Source organism: Salinimicrobium maris (assembly GCF_049680855.1).
In the GTDB taxonomy this organism is placed as follows: Bacteria; Bacteroidota; Bacteroidia; order Flavobacteriales; family Flavobacteriaceae; genus Salinimicrobium.
This window is the reverse complement of record NZ_JBMPGS010000001.1, coordinates 816,803-835,045: the sequence shown is the minus strand read 5'-3', so window position 1 is coordinate 835,045 and position 18,243 is coordinate 816,803. Positions and strand designations below refer to the sequence as shown.

16 protein-coding genes are annotated in these 18,243 nt (G+C 40.0%); 8 read left to right on the top strand and 8 right to left on the bottom strand.

Annotated elements, in window-relative coordinates; genetic code table 11:
* Window position 1 precedes the first annotated feature (1 nt).
* From uppS to ACOV1Q_RS03900, 6 genes are all read left to right on the top strand, one after another.
* Entirely contained in the window at window positions 2-742 is a 741-nt protein-coding gene (uppS, locus tag ACOV1Q_RS03925) for an undecaprenyl pyrophosphate synthase (protein WP_424493393.1), read from the top strand.
* Window positions 726-3,362: an outer membrane protein assembly factor BamA gene (bamA, locus tag ACOV1Q_RS03920; protein WP_424493128.1), complete on the top strand. Its 2,637-nt coding sequence runs from the start codon at window positions 726-728 to the stop codon at window positions 3,360-3,362. The genes uppS and bamA overlap by 17 nt, the downstream gene beginning before the upstream one ends.
* A 29-nt stretch (window positions 3,363-3,391) precedes the next feature.
* Window positions 3,392-4,192, top strand: coding sequence for an OmpH/Skp family outer membrane protein (locus ACOV1Q_RS03915; RefSeq protein WP_424493127.1), 801 nt, complete (start codon window positions 3,392-3,394; stop codon window positions 4,190-4,192).
* Between the two features lie 57 nt (window positions 4,193-4,249).
* Window positions 4,250-4,759, top strand: a complete 510-nt coding sequence (locus tag ACOV1Q_RS03910) for an OmpH/Skp family outer membrane protein (protein WP_424493126.1) — start codon at window positions 4,250-4,252, stop codon at window positions 4,757-4,759.
* A 67-nt stretch (window positions 4,760-4,826) separates the two neighbouring features.
* A complete protein-coding gene (gene murI / locus ACOV1Q_RS03905) occupies window positions 4,827-5,615 on the top strand; it encodes a glutamate racemase (RefSeq protein ID WP_424493125.1) in 789 nt (262 codons plus the stop codon).
* A gap of 82 nt (window positions 5,616-5,697) precedes the next feature.
* Complete coding sequence (locus tag ACOV1Q_RS03900; RefSeq protein WP_424493124.1) at window positions 5,698-6,609, top strand: NifU family protein; 912 nt, start codon at window positions 5,698-5,700, stop codon at window positions 6,607-6,609.
* 88 nt (window positions 6,610-6,697) lie between these two features.
* Here the strand turns inward: ACOV1Q_RS03900 and ACOV1Q_RS03895 are convergent, their stop codons facing one another.
* A complete protein-coding gene (locus ACOV1Q_RS03895) occupies window positions 6,698-8,962 on the bottom strand; it encodes an inorganic phosphate transporter (protein WP_424493123.1) in 2,265 nt (754 codons plus the stop codon).
* Window positions 8,963-9,142: 180 nt separating this feature from the next.
* Here ACOV1Q_RS03895 and ACOV1Q_RS03890 point away from each other — a divergent pair, with 180 nt between their 5' ends.
* Both ACOV1Q_RS03890 and ACOV1Q_RS03885 read left to right on the top strand, forming a co-directional pair.
* On the top strand, window positions 9,143-9,346 hold the full coding sequence (locus ACOV1Q_RS03890) for a dodecin family protein (RefSeq protein ID WP_424493122.1): 204 nt from the start codon (window positions 9,143-9,145) through the stop codon (window positions 9,344-9,346).
* Window positions 9,347-9,490: 144 nt separating this feature from the next.
* Entirely contained in the window at window positions 9,491-10,360 is an 870-nt protein-coding gene (locus ACOV1Q_RS03885; protein ID WP_424493121.1) for a mechanosensitive ion channel family protein, read from the top strand.
* A gap of 61 nt (window positions 10,361-10,421) precedes the next feature.
* Here the strand turns inward: ACOV1Q_RS03885 and tsaB are convergent, their stop codons facing one another.
* From tsaB to ACOV1Q_RS03850, 7 genes are all read right to left on the bottom strand, one after another.
* Window positions 10,422-11,084, bottom strand: coding sequence for a tRNA (adenosine(37)-N6)-threonylcarbamoyltransferase complex dimerization subunit type 1 TsaB (gene tsaB, locus ACOV1Q_RS03880; RefSeq protein ID WP_424493120.1), 663 nt, complete (start codon window positions 11,082-11,084; stop codon window positions 10,422-10,424).
* A 10-nt stretch (window positions 11,085-11,094) separates the two neighbouring features.
* A complete protein-coding gene (locus ACOV1Q_RS03875; protein ID WP_424493119.1) occupies window positions 11,095-12,357 on the bottom strand; it encodes an efflux RND transporter periplasmic adaptor subunit in 1,263 nt (420 codons plus the stop codon).
* Between the two features lie 3 nt (window positions 12,358-12,360).
* A complete protein-coding gene (locus ACOV1Q_RS03870) occupies window positions 12,361-13,797 on the bottom strand; it encodes a TolC family protein (protein WP_424493118.1) in 1,437 nt (478 codons plus the stop codon).
* 61 nt (window positions 13,798-13,858) lie between these two features.
* On the bottom strand, window positions 13,859-14,974 hold the full coding sequence (locus ACOV1Q_RS03865) for an efflux RND transporter periplasmic adaptor subunit (protein WP_424493117.1): 1,116 nt from the start codon (window positions 14,972-14,974) through the stop codon (window positions 13,859-13,861).
* A gap of 39 nt (window positions 14,975-15,013) precedes the next feature.
* Window positions 15,014-16,279: an ABC transporter permease gene (locus tag ACOV1Q_RS03860; RefSeq protein WP_424493116.1), complete on the bottom strand. Its 1,266-nt coding sequence runs from the start codon at window positions 16,277-16,279 to the stop codon at window positions 15,014-15,016.
* Between the two features lies 1 nt (window position 16,280).
* Window positions 16,281-17,525 carry an ABC transporter permease gene (locus ACOV1Q_RS03855; RefSeq protein WP_424493115.1) on the bottom strand — a complete coding sequence of 415 codons (1,245 nt, stop codon included), beginning with the start codon at window positions 17,523-17,525 and terminating at the stop codon, window positions 16,281-16,283.
* Window positions 17,518-18,219, bottom strand: a complete 702-nt coding sequence (locus ACOV1Q_RS03850; protein ID WP_424493114.1) for an ABC transporter ATP-binding protein — start codon at window positions 18,217-18,219, stop codon at window positions 17,518-17,520. The genes ACOV1Q_RS03855 and ACOV1Q_RS03850 overlap by 8 nt, the downstream gene beginning before the upstream one ends.
* Between the last annotated feature and the right edge of the window lie 24 nt (window positions 18,220-18,243).

The window sequence follows — 18,243 nt, the reverse complement described above, 5'->3', positions numbered from 1 at the left end:
TATGAGTTTTAAAGAAAAAATAAATCCTGAAAAATTACCCCAGCACATTGCCATCATCATGGACGGGAATGGTAGATGGGCAAAAAAACAAGGATTTTTAAGAGCTGTTGGTCACGAAAAAGGCACGAAAGCAGTACGAGATGTTGTAGAAGGCTGTGCAGAAATAGGTGTCAAAAATCTAACATTATATGCATTTTCTACTGAAAATTGGAACAGACCTAAAGTAGAAGTCGACACTTTAATGAAACTCCTGGTTTCTTCTCTAAAGAAGGAAATCAAAACCCTGCAGGACAATGACATTAAACTGAATGCCATCGGCTTACTTTCCAGTTTACCTGAAAAAGCAAAAAAAGAACTCTCAGAAGTTATTGAAAAAACCAGTAATAATTCCCGAATGACCCTAACACTTGCTCTAAGTTATGGATCAAGAGAAGAATTACTCCATGCGGTGAAAAGTATTGCCGAAAAGGTCAAAAACGACGAGTTTTCTATAAAAGCTATTGATGAATCAGTTATAAATAAGCATCTTTACACCCAAAATCTGCCAGATGTGGATCTATTGATTAGAACCAGTGGCGAAAAACGCATAAGTAATTTCCTTTTGTGGCAAATCGCTTATGCGGAACTATTTTTTACAGAAATACTATGGCCCGATTACCGAAGAGAAAATCTTTTTGAGGCCATTTATAATTATCAAAACAGAGAAAGACGATTTGGAAAAACAAGTGAGCAACTTAGTTAGTGCATTTACAGCCAAAGGAATTTTAGCACTAGTGGCAATCTGCCTATTTTTTACTACTACTTCACAAGCCCAGGACCTGCCACTTGCCAATGGCAAAGAATATACAATTGGTGAAATAACTGTTAGCGGCACGACTTCCTATAACGATCAAACGGTTTTGGCCTACGCCGGACTGCGGCCAGGAGAAAGAATTTTTCTTCCAGGTGACAGAATAAGCAAAGTGCTTAAGAAACTTTGGGATTCCAACCTTTTTAGCGATATCAATATCTATGTAACAAGCATAGAAGGAGATACCGCCAACCTTGAACTGGAAATAGTTGAAGTTCCCGCTTTAGCCGAAGTAAGACTGCAGGGAGTAAAAAGAAAGGACAGAGAAGAAATCATCAAGGAGAGTAAGCTCACGCCGGGCACCAAAGTAACTGAAAACCTTGTCACCACTACCCGTAACTATATCAAGAACAGGTATCAGGAAAAAGGATATCTTAATTCTAAAGTCGCTATTAACACCATTCCTGTTGAAGATACTACGGGAACAAATTTGGTAAATATGGTCGTTAATATTGACAGAGGGGAAAGAGTAAAGGTAGAAGAAATTGTGTTTGAAGGTAATGAAAAATTCTCTGACGGGAAGCTGAGAAGAGCCATGAAAAACACCAAGGAACAAAACTTCTTAAGGTTCTGGAAAAGGTCAAAATATATTGAGGAAGATTATGAGGCCGATAAGGAACGAATTGTTAGCAAGTATAAAGAAAAAGGTTTTAGAGATGCGAGAATAGTTTCAGATACTTTGATAAGGAGAGACGAAGACGACGTGGCCCTAAAGCTTGAAGTAGAAGAAGGAAACCGTTATTACTTCGGAAATATAAATTTCCTTGGTAACAGCGTTTATACAGACGCTCAACTTCACCGAATTTTGGGAATCAGCAAAGGAGATATTTACAACGGGGTGCTACTTGAAAAGCAAATTGCAGATCCTACAAAACCAGATGCCAATGATCTTACAAACCTTTATCAAAACAACGGGTATTTGTTCTCTAACATCAGCCCTGTAGAGGTTAAAGTTTACAACGATACCATTGATTTTGAAATACGTATTAGAGAAGGTAAAATTGCTTATTTTGATGAAATAAGCGTAGTTGGAAATGACAGAACTAAAGACCATGTCATTTACCGGGAGTTGCGCACGAAACCCGGAAATAAGTACAGCAAACAGGATGTAGTAAGGACAATTAGAGAGCTGGGACAACTCGGTTTCTTTGACCCTGAACAATTAGAGCCACAATTTAAGGATGTTGACGGCAACGCCGGGACATTGGATCTTGAATACAATGTCGTGGAGAGCGGTGCCAGCCAAATTGAGCTACAAGGTGGTTATGGTGGAGGTGGTTTCGTAGGAACCCTTGGGCTTTCCTTCAACAACTTCTCTCTGCGAGGGATATTTGACAAAGAAGCTTATAAGCCACTACCCATGGGAGATGGACAAACGCTTTCATTAAGAGCCCAGGCAAGTACCTTCTACCAAACCTACAGCCTTTCATTTTCTGAACCCTGGTGGGGAGGAAGAAAACCGGTAAGACTCTCTACCTCCTTTCAGCACACAGAGCAATATTTCTATGATTATCGTTCAAGACGTGCAGACAGAGATCGAAAATTCTCTATTACAGGAGTAACTTTTGGGCTGGCAAAGCAACTTAGAGTGCCAGATGATTACTTTGTATTATCTCACGCTATAGGTTTCCAGCACTATAACCTAAGCAACTATAATACAGGTCTTTTCACCTTTGGAGATGGTTACTCTAATAACTTATCGTACACCATTGGATTGACCAGGAACAATACTTCTGTAAACCCGATTTTCCCTACAGGTGGTTCAAAATTTGAGGTTATCGCTAAACTCACCCCTCCCTACTCCCTTTTCAACGATGTTGATTATGGCAACTTAGGAGATGAGCGGGAATTCCAGCTAGAAAATGAGAACGGAACCCTCATCAACAGTGAAGGAAGACCTCTAAGACCGGGAGAAGATCCAATTGCCGATCAATCTAAGATTGACCAGGAAAAATACAAATGGCTGGAATTTTACAAGATCAAATTCAGCGGAACCTGGTATACAAACCTGTATGAAAAACTGGTAATGAAAACTCATGCCGAATACGGTTTTTTGGGTGCTTATAATAACGACCGCGGAATTCCACCTTTTGAAAGATTCTTCCTGGGTGGAGACGGAATGGGTACTTACAGCCTGGATGGTCGGGAAGCAGTTTCTCTTAGAGGTTATCCAAACCAATCTGTTGTGCCGGAAAGTAGAAATGCAGCAAACGCAGCCAGCAGCAATGATGGCGCCACAATTTACAACAAATATTCCCTGGAGCTAAGATATCCAATCACGCTGAAGCCTTCGGCCTCTATTTTCGCCCTGACCTTTCTTGAAGCAGGAGCTTCTTATGATAATTTCAGGAACTTCAATCCTTTTGAGTTGAAACGGGCAGCCGGTGCAGGATTACGAATCTTTATGCCTGCCTTTGGTCTTCTTGGAATTGACTTTGGGTATGGATTTGACTCCGTACCTGGCGAAGAACCTGGATGGCAAACACACTTTATCATTGGACAGCAATTTTAATTTGGCACGGTATTTTCAATAATCAGGTCATGACAAAAGTTTTCAACCTTCTTTACGTTGTAATTTTCCTTACGGGTGCAGCCACACAGGCGCAACAACCTTCGAGGGTGGCTTTTGTAGACATGGATTATATTCTTCAAAATATCCCTGAGTATCAACAGGCTTCCACACAGCTTGATGAAAAAGTAAAAAAATGGAAATCTGAAATTGATACTGAACTCAATAAGATCGAATCTATGAAAAGGAACCTCGAGAACGAACGTGCCCTCCTCACCGAAGAACTTATTGAAGAACGTGAAGAAGAAATCGCTTTTGAAGAAGAAAAACTGTACAATTATCAGCAAAGAAGATTTGGCCCCAATGGAGATTTGATGACTCAAAAATTACAGCTGGTAAAGCCAATCCAGGACCAGGTTTTTATAGCCGTTCAGGAAATTGCCAGTCAGCGTAAATATGATCTCATCTTTGATAAATCTGCCGATGTTGGCACCTTATACGTTTCCGAAGATCTTGACGTAAGCGAGCAAGTGTTAAGGATCATCACGAGAGCTTCTAACAGGCAACAAATAAATTCTGCCGAAGAAAAGCAGGAGCTTTTAAGAGAAGAATCATTAACAGCTGAACAAAGCGAGCAAATTGATGCCAGACAAACTGAAAAGGATCAACGCCAGCAGGAAAGAAGAGAATTACTCGAAGAACGTAAGCGTGTTAGGGATTCAATAAGAACGGCACGACAATTGGAGTACGAAAAAAGAAGGAACGAAATTCTGGAAGAACGTAAAAGAAAAAAAGATTCTATTGCCAAGGCAAGGGAAGAGAACAATAACTAAGGAAGTATACCCAGTAATAAATTCAGAAACTATAAATCAACAATTAATACTTTAAAAATGAAACAATTCAAGACCCTTTTAATAGCTGTAGCCTTAACTCTAGGAGCAACTACTTTTACAAATGCCCAATCAAAAGTAGCACATATCGCTTCCCAGGAGTTGATTGAACAAATGCCAGAATACACTTCTGCCATGAACCAGCTGGAAAAACTTCAGAAGACCTATGATACCGAAATTAAAGACATGGTAACTGAAGCTCAGGCTACAATGAAAAGGTATGAAGCTGAAGCTCAAACCAAGACTGATGAAGAAAATGCTAAAAGAGCAAATGAACTTCAGCAAACACAAAGAACTATTGGTGAATATCGTCAAAATGCCATGCAGGAGCTTCAAACTAAAGAAATGGAGCTGCTAAGACCTGTAATGGAAAAAGCACGTAATACCATCCAAAAAGTGGCTCGTGACAAAGGATATGATTATGTTCTTGATTCCACAACAGGAACAGGACTTATCATGGCAGATGGATATGATCTTATGCCCGATGTAAAGTCAGCATTAGGTATCTAAACCTACAGATCAAAAATAATTTTGGGAAACTGCGCATCATTGATGCGCAGTTTCTATTTTTACACCTATGAGCAAGAAACAACCCATCGGTATTTTTGACTCCGGCGTGGGAGGAACCTCCATCTGGAAAGAAATCCATCAACTCCTCCCCTATGAACACACCATCTATCTCGCCGATAGTATTAATGCACCCTACGGAGAGAAGCCCAAAGAGGAAATTGTGCGGCTAAGCTTTAAGAATACCAAAAAACTTCTTGAAATGGGCGCTAAAATTATTGTGGTCGCCTGTAATACGGCTACTACAAATGCTATCCAACAACTTCGCTCCAGTTTTACTGTTCCCATTATTGGAATAGAACCCGCCATAAAACCCGCCGCCACCAAAAGTAGGGCTAAGGTTATAGGAATTTTAGCTACCAAAGGAACACTTTCCAGCGAGCTTTTCGCAAGAACTTCAGATCTTTACAGTAAAAACACCAAAGTCATTGAAGTTATTGGAAATGGATTAGTACCGGCCATTGAAAACGGACAAAAAGATTCAGAGAAAATGGACCGTTTACTCCGCGATTTACTGCAGCCTATGCTTCAAGAAGGTATAGATTACCTGGTTCTGGGGTGCAGCCACTACCCATATCTTATTCCAAATTTAAAGAGGTTATTACCAGATTCTGTCACCATAATAGATTCAGGAGAAGCTGTTGCAAGACAGACTCAGGCAGTATTAGGAAGTCAGGATTTGCTTTGCGACCAGCCCAATAAAGCCCCGGAATTTTTCACCAATGGAAATCCGCAAGTGCTAAAAAATCTCATCAATGCCTCAGAACAGACTTTTAATGTCACCTACTTAGACTTTTAGATTTCATAGTTGCTCTGAAAAGAAGCTGGTTATAATTAAATGCTCTTGATATGTTTTTGTAATTTTGCAGAAATTTTACCCCATGGAAGAAATCATAATCAATATACAGCCCACAACAAAACCGACGATCGTAAAGTTTGAAGCAAACAAGTTCTTGACAAAACATGAGAATTTTGAATTTCACAACATCGAGGAAGCCAAACGTTCTCCTTTAGCACAGCAGCTATTCCACCTTCCGTTTGTAAAGACCGTTTATATCGCACAAAACTTTGTGGCCATTGAAAAATACAACATTGTTCACTGGAAAGATATTCAGGAGGAAATTGCAGACCAACTTCGGAATTACCTCAATAGCGGGGCAGATGTCATCACCCCGAGTGATGAAGACAACAACAAAAAAATTCCGGTTACAGTTTATGCCGAAAGTACACCAAACCCCGGTGTGATGAAATTCGTCTCCAACCGCAAATTAGTTCTTGATATTGTCGAATTCAAGAACATTGATGAAGCAAAAAATGCACCTATTGCCCAAGCTTTGTTTCATTTTCCTTTCGTAAAGGAGGTTTTTATGGATGAAAATTATATCTCCATTAGCAAATATGATATCGCAGAATGGGAAGAGATCACGCTTGAACTTCGGGAATTCATAAGAAATTATCTGGAAGAAGGAAAAGATATCATCAACGGTGAAACGACCAAAGCAAAGCAGGATGCAGCTGTTGAAGAAGCTCCTGTAAAGCGGGTAAAACTTGATGATACTTCCGAAGAGATTATCGCTATTCTGGACGAATATGTGAAACCGGCGGTAGCAAGTGACGGCGGAAACATCCTTTTTGAATCATATGACGCTAATGAAAAGGTGGTAAAGGTTATTTTACAAGGGGCCTGCAGCGGATGTCCTTCAAGTACATTTACACTCAAAAACGGTATTGAAAATATGCTTAAGGAAATGATGCACGGTAAAGTGAATCGTGTAGAAGCCATCAACGGCTAAAAATAACAGTAGGACAAAATTCAAATGCCGCAAAATCCATCCAAAAATGGCTTTTTGCGGCATTTTTTTATAAGACCTTCGGGTAAATCTACAGGAGTTTTTTCATTTGCACATGAAATTCTTCAAACAGTTGCAGGAGACCCATGGTCGATGAAATAAGATCTTTTGTTTCAAGAAGCAATCCAAAATAAAGCTGTGCATTCTTAGGGCTGGTTTCCGAAGTACGAATGCGCTCAATTTGATTTTCAATAAGAATGGAGACGTCTTCCATCAACTGTTGCTTTTCATCTACTATCTTACTAATCTCTTCAAATGCCTGATTTTCAAATAAATCTTGAATATCATCAAATAATACCTGCAGTTTCTCGTCAATCTTCTTCAGATCTTTGACCTGATTAAATTTGAGGTTCTTGTGATTATTATTGACATGGTTGTAACTGTTTCGGGTTATAAAACCAATGGACTGCACCATATCCTGAAGGTAATCAAGATTGAGAATATAAAATTTACTGCTGTCCAGGTTACTATCATCCACAGATTTGATAAAGTAGAAAACATTGGATTTTAATTCATCAATCTCCTTTTCCAGCTTTTTTATTGCTTTCTTATTCTTCTTCAGTTTACCCCTGTCGTGATAACCAAGATTATCTACTGTTTTGGAGTACATATTATTTACTCCCTTGATGATGCTGGAAATATTTTTTGAAGTCTCCTGAACAATCCCTTGAATGCTCACAATTTCTGTAGGGTCAAAAGGTACTTTTTCAGCCTTTTCCTTTTCCTTCCTTTTATGTATGAAGGCACTGCGTGTAATTAGAACAATAGCGAGACCAATTAAAATGCTTATGGCTACAACTCCGCCAAAGTATATTACGGCCGCAAAGGATGCAGCTGCTACAAAAGCGACTATTGCTGTCACAAACCAGCCACCTATTACATTCACCACTCCAGCGACTCGATAAACTGCACTTTCCCGGTCCCAGGCTCTGTCTGCGAGTGAAGTCCCCATAGCTACCATAAAAGTAACATAGGTTGTTGAAAGTGGCAGCTTATAATTTGTTCCAATAGAAATAAGAATACTTGCTACCACAAGATTAACCGCTGCCCTAACCATGTCAAAGGCAGGCATGTCCTTTCTCCTGCTTTTAAGGAGATATTCGGGTTTTTTAAATTTATCTTCCACGTAATTACGCACTCTTCCCGGCGTGACTGCAGACACCATATTTCCAAAAAATATGGAGTACCGCACGATACTCCTGGAGACAATATTAGGTTCAAATCTTTCGGCGCCGTCACCCTGCCGTGAAAGATTTACGCCGGTTTCCACCACAGAACGTGCTTTTGCCGAAAACCAGATCGTAGCCACCATTACACCACCAGCCAATACTAAAAGAAGCGTTGGCGATGGCACCTCCCCTGCAAGCCCTGTCATCAAAAACTCTGAAGGCATTGCACCCGTGGCAGCATGTGCACTCTGCCACAATTCAAAAGATTGCCAGGCGGCAATAGGCACGCCTATAAAATTTACAAGGTCATTTCCGGCAAAAGCAAGCGCCAAAGCAAAAGTTCCCACAACTATAATCGCCTTTAATATATTCACCTTAAAAACGCTCATTAATAATTGAGACAATAAGGTGAAGAATACAAGAGCAATTGCAATGATCAAGAGCGTATTACCATTGACAAATGCAACAAATTCATCTGAAATAAATGAAACAGATTTTAGTCCTTTTATTAAAATAAAGTAGAGGATTGAAGTGAGTGATAAACCTCCAAAAATGGCACCTATATACTTAATTTTTTCTTCGTACTGAAAGGAAAATACAAGCCTGGAGCAATATTGAACTATGGCTCCTACTATAAAGGCTATGACCACCGCCATGAGAATACCCACCACGATCTCAGTCGCTTTTTCTGTATTGATATAGTTATAGAGCATTGAAAGATCGCCGGTCTCTCCATATGTCTTTATAACAGCTATACTCACTGCAGCTCCTAAAAGTTCAAAAACAATGGAAACCGTCGTAGAAGTAGGGAGTCCCATCGAATTGAAGAAATCCAGAAGCAGGACATCTGTGATCATCACAGCCATAAAGATGATCATGATTTCCTCAAAATAAAATTCGCCAGGGACAAATATGCCTTTACGTGCAACCTCCATTAATCCACTGGAGAAAACAGCTCCCACACCCACTCCAATACTCGCAACAATTAAAATATTGCGCATGGAAATAGCCTTTGAACCAATTGCCGAATTAAGGAAATTAATAGCATCGTTACTTACACCAACCACCAAATCTGTTACAGCGAGGGCAAATAATGCAACCAGCATTACTACATAAGCATCTTCCATTCGGGATTAAAACTTTAGGTTTTGTACAAAATACAGCATTTTTTCTTATTGGATGAAATGCCAATGTTATAATAATATTAAGACCTAGTTTAACAAACCTTTACCGGTCTGGAAATATACTTTTTGTAACTTAATATTCAGCATCTTAAATGTTTTATTAACCAAATAATATAAGTTATTATGGCAGTATTAAAAGTTATTGAAGTAATGTCTAATTCTGACAAAAGTTGGGAGGACGCCATCAGGAAATCGGTTAAGACAGCCGCGAAGTCTGTTGACAATATACGATCCGTTTACGTGAAGGAGCAGACCGCAAACGTGGAAGGTGATGAAATTACAGATTTTAGAGTGAATGTAAAAATCACTTTTGAGGTTAAAAGTTAGCTTTAGCTATTTGCAAGATAAGAGATGCTTCCATACCGGAAGCATTTTTTATTTATCCCTTCCGTTGGTGTGGCCTCTCAACTTTAACATGGCGTTAACAGAAACCCACAACTTGAACTCACAACTTTGCACCAAAACAATAGAATGGACAGAATAGAAGATTTCCAGGAATGGTCTGCAGAGTACATTGAAAGATTTATTTCCTATTTACCCACCCTTGTTGGAGCCATCGTTTTTTTCATTGTTGGCTGGTGGGCCATCAGGTTAGTTCTAGGATCCTTAAAACGCCTTTTTGCCAAACGAGAATACGACCCTGCACTTCAAAATTTTCTTCTAACTATTCTTGAATGGGGGTTAAAAATTCTTCTCATTATCACCGTCATTGGCCAATTGGGTATAACTACCACCTCTTTTGTAGCCATGATTGGTGCTGCAGGACTTGCAATAGGATTAGCTTTACAGGGTTCTCTCGCTAACTTCGCAGGAGGGGTATTGATTATACTTCTAAAACCTTTTAAAATTGGAGATTGGATTGAAGTTCAGGGCATTTCGGGAAGTGTGAAGGAAGTATCCCTTTTCTATACTAAGCTGGACACCTTTGGGAACCAACTAGCAATTATTCCTAACGGAGAACTTTCTAATGACAACATTGTTAATTATTCAGGAAATCCTACTCGTAGAGATGCCATTACCATAGGGGTTTCTTACGACAGTAATATAAAAAAGGCCAAAGAAGTACTTCTTGAACTTCTAAATGAGCAGGAAGGAATCCTGAAAGACCCTGCACCGGCAGTTGTTGTAACAGAACTAGCAGATAGTTCTGTCAATTTTTCTGTGCGCTTCTGGGCCCCAAACGAGGTATTCTGGGACTGCCACTGGTATACGATTGAAGAGGCAAAAACCAGGCTTGAAGCCGCAGGAATTAGCATTCCGTTTCCTCAAAGAGATATTCATTTCTTTGATCACAGTAAAAACCAGCCATCAGTTGAGCCACAACAGGATGTAAGCAAGTAGTAAAAACTAGAAAAGCCGCAGAAATGCGGCTTTTTAATGGTTTATTATATTCAGGACTGTTTTATCCGGCTATAAAATCTTTCAAATAGTATGGTTCAAAATAAGCTACATCCTCAAAATCTTTGTTTCGGAATTTTTCATCTGCCAAAGCCGTCATTTGAGCTGCTGAAGGCATTTCTTCTTCCAGAAACCGAGCATTTTCATGGCTGCATAGCTCTTTAAACTTCTTAACTCCGCTGCCAATAAAAGTTACCCTCCCATTTTTTAGATTTTCCTGAAATGAAGATGTATCAAGAATTTGGGAACGTGTCTCAAAAACCGCCTTTTTGGAACCTGTAAATCCTGCGGTATAAACCTCCATTCTACGGGCATCCAGCATGGGAATGATATAATCACCCTCACCATCATTTACCTGGTGCGCTAGAGATTCTAAAGTAGGCACAGAAATTAATGGCACATCAAGTGAGAAACACAAGCCTTTTGCTGCAGAAACCCCAATTCTAAGTCCCGTATATGATCCAGGACCCTTACTTACAGCTATAGCGTCAAGCTCTTCTGCAGAAAGCCTATTTTCCTTTAGAATTTCTTCAATAAACAAATGCAGGCGCTCCGCATGAGAATAACTATTGCTGTTATCTTCCTTTAGAGCCAGCAATTTACCATCGCGGGCTAAAGCCACAGAGCAGTTCGTTGTTGCTGTTTCAATACAAAGTATTATTGCCACTTCCTTAGATTTAGTTCCTGGTAGATGCTGCGAGTTCTTTCGTTTCTGTTACCTCTATCTTATCTCCAGATTTCAACGTTTTTGTCACGGTAGAATAAGGGCCGGTAATCACCATTTCTCCTTCTTCCAGTCCGCTGGTGATTTCGATGTTCTGATCATCCTGAATACCGGTTTCAACATATATAAGTTCTGCTTCTTCACCTTGTTTTACAAAAACTGCTTCCAGTCTCTCTGCTGATTCCGAAGCCGCGGAAGAAGTGTCATTTTTAATTACTATTGCACTAATAGGAACTCCAACTACATTATCCATTCGATTAGTAATAATATCTACGGTAGCGGTCATTCCCGGGCGAAAAGGGGAATAATTCTCTGCTTTTCCTTCGGTAAGATGACTGTAGGATTCCTCAAGGATTCTTACCTTCACCTTGAAATTAGTCACTTGATCTGCAGTTAAAGCAGAATTGGCCGAGTTTGAAATTTCTGTCACCAGTCCTTTGAATTCCTGCCCCAGGTAAGCGTCAACCTCAACAATTGTAGAATCTCCAATAGAAACTTTTACAATGTCATTTTCATTAACATCTACTTCTACTTCCATTTCTGAAAGATCTGCCACCCGAAGGATCTCGGTTCCTGCCATTTGCTGTGTTCCAACCACCCTTTCTCCCAATTCTGCAGAAAGAGAAGAAATCGTACCTGTCATGGGGGCATAGATATTGGTACGCCCCAGGTTTTCCCTTGCCTCGTTTACACTGGCAGCAGCACTTTGTACATTGTAATATGCCGACTGTTGATTTGCCTGTGCGACTTCATAGGCCGATACAATTCGATCCCATTCAGCTTTTGAAATGATCCCTTTTTCAAACAATTGATGATTTCTTTCGTAGTTTGATTTTGCTTCTCTAAGACTGGCTTCGGCCTGTGATAATCCTGCACGAACATTTTGAAGTCCGGCCTGCGATCGTGCCAGGTTGGATTCATAAATATCTGGATTAACACGAACCAGCAGATCGCCTTTTTGTACTTGCTGCCCTTCTTTAACAGGAAGTTCAATGATCTCGCCAGAAACCTCAGAAGAAAGCATTACTTCTACCTCGGGCTGAATTTTCCCGGTTGCAGATACAGTCTCTACGATATCGATAAGTGCAATCTCGGTGACTTCAACTTCTTTAAAATTACCAGTCTTCCCAAACCAGCCGGCTTTTTTTCCAACTATCAGGAGAACAATAACAACTAAAGCAATACCTATAATAATATATAAGGTCTTTTTATTCATGGTCTAAAATTTAAGTTCGGTGACGGGTACACCAAAATACAGTTCCAAAACTTTTAATTTAAAAATATAATCGAATTTTGCTCGAATTACTTCACTCCTTGCATTCGCCAGATTGAAGGTGGCCTGACTAAAATCGAAGGCATTAGTAAGCCCCACATTGTACCTTTCGGTAGCATAGTCGTAAGCCAATTCCTGAGCCTCTTGTGCAACTAATGCTGCTTCATATGCTTTTAATGCTCCTTCGGCATCAACATAGGCCTGGTACACATTGGCCTCAAGATCCAGCTTGGTTTGCTCAAGGCGATATTCTGCCATTTCTACTGCTATCTCATTTCTTTTCACATTATTTCTTGCAGAAAAGCCATTTAAAACAGGAATATTGAGCTGCACGCCATAACTTATACCATCGTTCAATTGAAGTTGCTCGAAAAATGGCAACGGATTTCCTATTTCTGTTACATTATTAGGCGCTACTACAATTTCTTCAGTTCCTTCTACAAAACCAATCTGCCTGTAAGGTTCATTAGGATCAAGACCTCCCGATCTTAGCCTTCCGGCACCAGATTCCCTGGTATTATAGTTGAAAAATGCCCCTAATGTGGGGTAATATGCACCGCGTGCAATCTCCACATCTTTTTCAGCAATTCCCAGATTTTGTTCTGCAACTTTCACCTCAAATCTTTCTTCTTCTGCACGATCTATAATTTGATCTACAGAATTCATAAGCACCTCATTGCCAATAACATCATAATCTCGGTCTACAACGTCAAAATTCTCGTAATCTTCAATGAGAAGTGTTTGTGCCAGGGCAATAAGAGATATTCTCACTGCATTTTGAGCGACAATGATGCTTTGTTCTTCGTTTGCAGCAGTGGCTTTTAATTCTAAAAGATCTCCTTCGGGGAGCGATCCCGCTTCAACAAGATCTTCAGTTCTCTCTAATTGCTCCATGGTTACTTCATGTTGTGCCAGCAACAATTTGACTGTTTCTTTATTAAAAAGCACTTCGAGGTACGAATTAGCTACAAATAATGCGATATCATCTTTCATCAATTCCAGGGAATACTGGCTTGCGAGGCGGGACATCTTTGCCCTTTGATACTGCTTGAAATTTCGCAGACCATCAAAAAGAGTCATACTGGCGATAACCCCTGCAGAAAAGTTCCTGGTAGTTTGGGTTTGAAGAACACCCGTAGTAATATTTGTTGTTAAACCTGTATTCCAGGAATTAGATGCTGAAGCATTAATGTTCGGAAGAAAGTTACCTATGGCATCAAGTTTCTCAACATCCGCCAATTGGGTTTCCAGTTCAGATTGTTTTATAGAAATGTTGTGCTCGAGGGCATATTCTATACATTCCCGGAGGGTCCATTCTTTATCTTGTGCATTTAAAACAATTCCGAAGGAAAGAAAAAATGCTGACAATATAATTTTTCTCATAATAGTGGTTGTGAAAGATATGTCTAACAAAGGTTGAAGTTGTTACAGATTAATTTTAGAACTAGTTCGAAAGTGCAACTGCAGGCTTGATCTGATTCCATACTTTTATTTTATCTTCTTTAGAAATGCCATTTTTAACCTCTACATAAATTCCATCACTTATTCCTAATTCAATATCCCGGCGTTCAAAATTCTGATCTCCGTTTTCTATTTCCACATAAGGTTGCTGGGTTTTAGGGTCAAATTGAATCAATGCCTCGCTAATAGCAAGTACTTCGTCTGCCCTTGCCAAAATTATTGAGGCGTTGGCACTAAGCCCTGCTCTAATAAAAGTAGTATCAGCCTTATCGAGAGTTCCTTTGATTTCAAACTGAATGGCGCCGTTTTCATCCACTCCTTTTGGAGCAATATAATCTAGTACCGCATTAAAGGTTTTGTTCTCAATAGCTCCTACAGTTACTTCCAATGGAAGGTTTTCTTTAATTTTCCCTACTTCGCTTTCATCTACTTTTCCTTCAAAAATCATTTCATTCACATCTGCCAGGGTGGCTAAAGTAGTACCATCATTAAAGTTATTACTTTCAATCACCTGGTTACCTTCCTTTACAGGCACGTCGAGCACCATTCCCTCGACGGTAGATCTAATAAGGGTATTGGCTGCACTTCCAATGCCGCTTGTTGTACCCGTTTGTACAATTTCGAAGTTTTGCTCCGCCGACCTGTGGTTTTGTTGAGCTCTTCTAAAAGCAGCTTCCGCATTGTCATAGTCATTTGCTGAAATCACTCCTTTATCATACAAAGACTTTTGTCTTTCAAAATTCTTCTGCTCATTATCCAGATTAATTTTAGCGGTAAGAACTGCGTCCTTTGCACTTTGAAGAGAAGAAACATTAGGAATAACCCTGATCTTTGCAATCAAATCACCGGCTTTCACCCTATTTCCTGCTTCAATATATATTTCGTCGATGATTCCTGAAATATTTGGTTTAATAAGAACTTCCTCCTTTGGAACAATGTTTCCTGTGGCTACCGTCTTCTTAACAATAGTATGTACTGCGGCCTGTTCGGTTTCATACACTGTAGGGTCCTCCTGATTTTTTTGATACAGGTAATAAAGTGCCCCTACAAAGGAAACTGCTATTAGCACTAGCACAATAATGGTTACAGCTTTTTTCATTTCTTGATGGTATTAATTTTTCGTTTTTTGATTTCTTAATTATTCTGTTCTAAGGGCATCTACAGGTTTAATCTTTATGGCATTTTGCGCCGGAATTAATCCTGCCAGCAATCCGGAGAAAACTAGAATTCCGAGAGCGGTTAGCACTACCCCAAGATCAACACTTGGATTAGCAAACATCATTTCTGAAGTGTCCATGCCGCTCATTGCATAATTGATAAGATAAATAACTCCCGTGGCCAGGACGATGCCTGCCATTCCCGAAATAATCGTAAGGAAAATGGATTCCATAAGGATCTGCCCCCTAATTGACCACGGACTTGCCCCAAGGGCTCTTCTCACACCAATTTCATTAGTTCTTTCCTTTACAACAATAAGCATGATATTACTAATTCCAATAATACCGGAAAGTAATACCAATACGCCTACAAAATAAGCCACCGCCTTTAATGCTATAAAAAGGCCATTCACTTTGTTGAACTCTTCATAAAGATCAAAATTTCCTACTGCCCTGTCATCCTCAGGGTGAATTGAGTGACGGGATTTCATTAGATCAAGAATTTTCCCTTTAAGGCTGGTAATGGAAGAGCCATCTTGTGCAGTAATTGCCATCCAGCCCACATTATTTCCGCGGTTGAAAGCCTGGGAAAAAGAGGTAAAGGGTACATAAATTTCCTTTTGAGCTTCCTCTGCGTTTCCACCATTGTTACCCACTTTTTTATAAGTACCAATTACCATGAAGTTCACTCCATTGATCTTGATATAGGTTCCAAGAACTTCTTCCCCTTTATCATACATGGTGCTGCGAACACCCTCTCCTATGACCGCTACTTTCCTCTTATCCTTAATGTCTGAGTAATTTACAAACCTCCCGGAAGTAATGTCCATTGGTTCCTGCTGAATAATTTCAGGATAATCTCCGTAGACATTAAATGCACCGGTATACAATCCTCTTACCACATTATTTGTCCCTCCAAAACCACCTAACTGGTTGCGGGGAGAAACGAAGCGCAAATTCGGAACAGCTTCTTTAATCGCCGTTACATCATCTGTCTTAAAATTATAGCGTCTTCCTTTAGGTAAACCTTTGTAAGGTTTTGATGCGGTTTGACTCCACATAAACATGGTATTTGTTGCAATCCCTCCAAATCCCTGTTTCACACCGTTTTCCAGACCTTTTCCTGCAGCAAGCAGAATAACAAGAATAAAGATACCCCAAAGCACACCAAAAGCAGTGAGCAGAGTCCTGAACCAGTTTGAGCTCAGCGCTTCAATTATTTCACTCCATTTATCTCTGCTAAACATATTACTCGTCTCTAAGTGCTACAATAGGTTTAATACGGGCCGCTCTCCAGGCAGGAAAAAAGCCTGCAAGCGCACCTGCTATAATCAGGATAAAAACAGTGGTGACCGCAACCCTAAAATCAATGGAAGGGTTGGCGATATATTGGGTTTCAATTAGCGGACCTACAAATTCCAACAGGGCAAGGCTAAAAATAAGTCCGGCAAAACCGGCGATTGCTGTTACAAAAATTGATTCATGCAACACCATTCCCACGATAGAAAGAGGTTCTGCCCCCAGGGCTTTTCGAACCCCTATTTCTCGCGTACGTTCCTTCACGATGATCAACATAATATTACTCACGCCAACGATTCCCGCGATGATCGTACAAATACCTACCCCCCAGAAAAAGAATTTAATCATATCCATCAGGTCATAAAACCTTTTGGCATTTTCAAGAGAATTGTTCACCGTTACCGCACTATTATCATCTGGTGCAATGGTGTGACGCTCTTTTAAATATTGCTCAAGTTCTGCGGAAAATTTTTCCGAAGCAGCAAGTGCGGCCTCAAAATTATCTTCCTTTTGGAGGGTAAAAGCAAGGTTCCCTATATTATTAGCGCCGCTAAAGACGCGTTGAGCAGCAGACAGCGGAAGGTACACACGCGTCTCTTCTCTTTCTCCTCCCGGATCTGTAAAAACCCCTACGACCTTGAAGTTAATGTCTGAAACCTGAATATATTCACCAATAGGATTATTATCTTTAAAAAGGTCGGTTTTCACCTTATTTCCTATAACCACCACCTTTTCAAAATTCTCCTGATCTTTATAATTGATAAACCTTCCCGCCACCATATTGCTATTCTCCAGGAACTGGTAATCTGGAAGCACTCCTTCTACACGATAAGAACCGGTTTCTTTTTTATAAGTGACTATACCATTCCAAATTCTGAATACCGAAGATTTATATTCCAGCTCATCCTGGTGTTTTTCGGTAGCGAAATTAAAATCCTCATTTTTCATCTGGATTCTTCGCCCGGGATTAAGCCCTTTAAATTCTTTAGATGTAACCCCAGTCCATACATAAAGAATATTCGCAGCATCTCCTTCAAATTCTGAAGAAATGCCATTTTTCATACCCTCTCCTATCCCCAGTAATACAACCAGAATAAAAATACCGGAGGCCACCGAAAGACCGGTTAAAAAAGTACGCAACTTGTTCTTACCAATGGTATCAAAAATTTCCTGCCAACGTTCAAGATCAAACATTCTCCAGCGCTCTTACCTGATTAACTTTAGAATCATCTATAATTAAACCATCCTTCAGGTTCACAATACGTTTGGTCATTTGGGCGATGTCATGCTCGTGTGTTACCACCAAAATGGTTCGTCCTTCATCATTTATTCCCTGGATAAGGTCCATTACTTCATAAGAAGTTTTGGTGTCCAAAGCTCCCGTAGGTTCATCGGCCAAAAGGACTTTGGGGTCGCTGGCCAGTGCTCTTGCAATGGCCACCCGTTGTTTTTGCCCTCCTGAAAGTTCGTTCGGCAAATGGCCGGCCCAATCTGCAAGACCCACTTTTTCAAGATAGTTCATGGCCTTGTCAATTCGTTCGTTTCGTTTTGTTCCCTGGTAATAAAGTGGCAAAGCCACATTGTCTAAAGCACTTTTATAAGAAATAAGATTGAACGACTGAAAGATGAAGCCCAGAAACTTATTCCTGTACCGTGCCGCTATTTTCTCATTGAGGTTTTTAATCGGAACCCCATCTAAAATATAAGAACCTTCATCGGCTTCATCCAGCATTCCCAAAATGTTGAGCAGGGTCGATTTCCCAGATCCTGAAGAACCCATAATAGAAACAAGCTCTCCCTCGGCCACACTAAAGTTGATCCCTTTTAGTACATGGAGCGAATTAGCTCCCATCTTGTAAGATTTATGCAAGTCTTTGATTTCTATCATAGTGTGAGAATATGAAAGTTTCCA